Here is a 4,115-nt window from a genome sequence, read left to right as displayed (position 1 = left end):
GGCGTTCTCAATGGGCTGTAAGAAGCAGGATGCCAAACGCGATTGCCCTTTCCTCAACCCAATGCGGGCAAAATTGCCAAATTACCTCATGGAGTGTGAAATTTTGTCATCGGGAATTGGAACAATTTCGAATTTTGGTTGTTTTGGCATCATCGAAACCGAACGTGGACCTTCTACCAACGAGCACGTTCCTATCCTGAAAGGACGAAATATGACCAACACTTTTACAAAAATTGCGGGCATTGGCGCCATGATTGCTGCATTTGCGGCGAGCCCTGTAATGGCTCAGGACATGATGAGTGACTGGGACGGTGACGGCGACGGTATCGTTAGCCAGGAAGAGTTCGGCACTGGCTGGGCCGATAACAATGCATACAGCACTTGGGACAGCGATGGCGACGGTGCGCTGACCGAAGATGAGTTCAACACCGGTGTCTTTGGCTCCTATGATGCTGACGACAGCGGCGCGATTGAAGAGCCTGAGTTCGGCGATGTCGGCGACGACATTGGCGATGGCGGTTTCTGGGACGTCTGAGCTTCCCGCGAATAAGAAGTGAAGGGTCGGCTGACGGCCGACCCTTCGCGTCGTTCAACGCTGCTTCCGCGGTCTGTGCGCAATATGAGGCGGCATAACATCGTTGTTCCCCACGTAGATTGGCGTGGGTCTGACGATAACCGCAGGAGAATGGAAATGCTGATTTCTACCCTTAAAGCGTCGGCGCTGGGTCTTTGTTTCGCCCTTCCGACGAGCGCATTCGCCGCTACAACTTTCTTTGCCAACCTGTCGTCTTTGAACCAATCAGGCGTGTCGGGGCGCGCGGAACTAGTCCACGACGAGGCGGCTCAAACCCTCTTTGTCGGCATTCGTGCAAGTGGACTCGTCCCCAATATGCTGCACCCGCAGCACATCCACGGTCGCTTTGGCACCGATGGACAGCCAATTGATTCGATTGTCCCGCCTCCGAGCGCCGACACCGATGGCGATGGCTTCACAGAGATAGCCGAGGGTGCCGTGTTCTACGGCCCAATTCTCTTGCCGCTTTTGGAGGAAGATGGCACTTTCCCAATGGCGGATAACGGTACGATTAACTTCTCCAGGCTCTACAATCTAAGTCACCCATCCATCTATGCGGACGGTTTCACGGCCGGATCTCTCTTTCCGCTTGGGTTGCGTGAAATTGTTTTGCACGGCGGTGCCGTGCCTCTGAACGCCGGTGCGGGTACGGGCGGCATTATCGATGGAAATCAAGGCATCTACGCGGCTGGGCTGCCTGTCGCTTCAGGTGAAATCTCGCCTGTCCCGCTTCCGGCTGCTGCTTGGATGCTGTTTGCGGGTATGGCTGCGCTGTTCGGTTTTGGCCGTCGCCGCGCAACGGTAGCGACTGGCTCAACGTTGTATGGTACAGCGAGAAAGGCTTTCGCATGATTGCTCTGTTATTTTCCCGAGGCATCAGGCCTGCCTTCGCGGCAGCGGCGATCTTCGCCACCGGACCCGTCCTTGCACAAGAAGATGCTGATAAACTCATTGGTGAGGCGGTCGAGAGTCTTGTGACCGAGCAGCTCGATGTGTCAGACGTTGCTGCACTGCCGATCCCGTCCGAGCGGATCGGTGAGTATGTAGATACAAACGGTGCGCGTATCTTTTACCAGGCGGGAGGCGACGGTCCGCCGATGCTGTTGGTGCACGGCTATCCTCTTTCGGGTGCGCTCTTCGGACGGGTCCGCGAAGCGCTCGAGGACGACTGGACTGTGATCACCCTGGACCTCCGCGGATATGGGCTCAGTGAGGCACCCGAGAAGCCACACTCCATCGAGGTATACGCCCAGGATGCGATCGCGCTTCTCGATCATCTGGGGATCGAGCAGGCGGTGATCGGCGGCATGTCGATGGGGGGACCCATTACCCTAGCGATGTACCAGATGGCGCCCGAGCGCTTCTCGGGCATGATCCTGATCGACACCATAGCCTCAGCGGCACCTCCGCCCGAGGCGGGACTATGGCGCGGGGTCGAGACTGTGATTGCGGAAAACGACAGCCTCGAGCCGATCATCCCCGCCCTCATCCCAGACATGTTGACGGGTGAGACGCGTCTAACCGATCCGTCCTTCGCCAACTACCTGACGAAGGTGATGCAGGGCGCCGGCGTCCCCGCTGGGCGGGGTGGCGCCATCGCACTGGCGGAGCGGCCCGACTTCACGGACATGCTGACGCAAATTGAGGTGCCGACGCTGGTGATTGTAGGTGTCGAGGACGCGCTCTACCCGGTGCAGACTTCGCGCGACATGGTGAGCGCCATCCCAAACGCGACGCTGGCCATCTTGCCGGGCGGCTCTCATGCGGCAGTCTTCGAGGCCGCTGGCAATGCCGTGGCGGCCATTTCGGCATGGGGACAGACGGTTCAGTAACCCATACCAAAAACTCCGGAACCCCAACCCGGATCGATCCGTTGGCTTCAGACAAACAATCAGAAAGGAGATCGACATGAAAATTCGGAACGTGAGCATGCGCAGCACTGCCATTGTGGCGCTTCTGAGCATCCCCTTTGCGACAGGTGCCGCATTCGCCCAAGAGACGCAACAGGCTCCACAGCAAGCGCAGGATACAGCGCAAGACCAATCGTCGCAATCGCCAGGCAACCAGCAAACTGATGCCTTGGTAGCGACGGTCGGGGACGCTGAAATTCGCGGAACCGACGTGATGACCTTTATCGGCATGTTGCCACCAGAGATACAATCTCAGCCACCGCAAATGCTGGCACCCCTGGCGCTTGAACAGCTGATCGTCCGCGAACTGATCCTTGAACAAGCCCGCGCGCAGAACCTCGCTGACGATCCTGAGGTTGTCGCACTTGTCGACAGTTCGTCGCAGACCGCTACTGATGACGCGATGGTGCAAGTGTGGCTCGATCGCGAAATGGCGAACGTTGCAACCGACGAGGCTGTGCAGCGCGTCTATGACGAGGCGCAAGCCGAAGGACAGGAAAACCTCCCGGCGATTGATGAGGTACGTCCGCAGATCGAGCAGTTCCTGCTCCAGCGAGCGATGCAAGACATTCAGTTGTCGCTACGCGACGGCGCGGACATCGTGTTCTATGACCCGACAGGTAAGCCGGCGCAGCCGCAACAAGGTCAGGGCATGCCAAGTGGTGCTGGCACTTCAGACAATCAAGCCAGCGGCAATGACGCATCCGGCAAGGCCTCTGACGGTCAGTCGAGCGACGGCGAGCCCACCGCGGGCTCTGGCTCCGAGTCGACTGAAACGTCTGGCGAGCAGACGCAGAGCAACTGAACCTGACATAACAAGACCGCCTCCCAAGCTCCGTTGGGGGGCGGTCTTGTTGATTGGAGCATGACAGTGATCACTTTGCATGTGAAGCCGGTTGTGCGCTAAGAGGCGGCATGACGTCGTTTTTCCGGACGTAATTTGGCGTGTTTCTTACGAAAACCATTGGAGAATGGAAATGCCCAACTTTACCTTTTGACCGCGATGGATAGTTTCCAGACATGCACTCGATGACCCCCTTTCCACCTGATCCCCGAAGTGCACGCGATTGGGTGCGCATCCTTGCAGCTTACCGCGAGCCGGATACGACACGTAGCATTTATGAACTCGGCGTCACTCTTGTGGGGTTCATTGCGCTTTGGATTGCAGCGTGGTTTGCGCTGGATGTCAGCTGGCTGCTGACTGTCGCAGTAGGAATTGTAAACGGCGGTTTCATCGTGAGGCTTTTTGCGATCCAGCACGACTGCGGGCATGGCTCCTTCTTCTCCAACCGTCACCTAAGCGACTGGACAAGTCGCATTCTGGGTGTTGTGACGTTGACCCCCTACGACGTCTGGCGCCGCACCCATGCGCTGCACCATTCCCACGCGGGCAATCTGGACCGCCGCGGGATTGGCGATGTGCATACGCTGACACTTTTGGAATACCGTGCGCTGTCACCGCTTCTGGCCTTTTCCTACCGACTGTATCGCCACCCGCTGGTCATGTTCGGTTTGGGGCCGACCTATCTGTTTTTTTTGCAGAACCGTCTGCCGCTTGGTCTGATGCGGGCCGGACGGGTCTATTGGGTGTCTGCAATGGCCACGAACCTTGCTATCGTCGTCGCACTGAC

Annotated in this window: 4 protein-coding genes and 1 pseudogene; all 5 read left to right on the top strand. The window is 58.0% G+C overall.

The genetic code is table 11. The features are described from left to right. Positions 1-535: pseudogene (locus tag ACOI1H_RS23925) on the top strand (hypothetical protein); the annotation flags it as partial. 156 nt (positions 536-691) lie between these two features. Beyond that, the gene (locus tag ACOI1H_RS23920; protein ID WP_422440699.1) at positions 692-1,426 is read left to right on the top strand and encodes a VPLPA-CTERM sorting domain-containing protein; all 735 of its coding nucleotides are present in this window, start codon (positions 692-694) and stop codon (positions 1,424-1,426) included. After that, positions 1,423-2,406 (top strand): alpha/beta fold hydrolase, encoded by a 984-nt coding sequence (locus ACOI1H_RS23915; RefSeq protein WP_422440698.1) that lies wholly within the window; start codon positions 1,423-1,425, stop codon positions 2,404-2,406. The genes ACOI1H_RS23920 and ACOI1H_RS23915 overlap by 4 nt, the downstream gene beginning before the upstream one ends. 76 nt (positions 2,407-2,482) lie before the next feature. Next, the gene (locus ACOI1H_RS23910; protein ID WP_422440696.1) at positions 2,483-3,289 is read left to right on the top strand and encodes a hypothetical protein; all 807 of its coding nucleotides are present in this window, start codon (positions 2,483-2,485) and stop codon (positions 3,287-3,289) included. Between the two features lie 224 nt (positions 3,290-3,513). Continuing rightward, a partial coding sequence (locus tag ACOI1H_RS23905; RefSeq protein ID WP_422440695.1) for a fatty acid desaturase occupies positions 3,514-4,115 on the top strand: 602 nt, incomplete at its 3' end.

It is taken from the genome of Loktanella sp. DJP18 (assembly GCF_049310965.1).
GTDB lineage: Bacteria > Pseudomonadota > Alphaproteobacteria > Rhodobacterales > Rhodobacteraceae > Loktanella.
The sequence above is the reverse complement of the archived record's forward strand: the minus strand, read 5'-3'. Positions and strand labels throughout refer to the sequence as shown.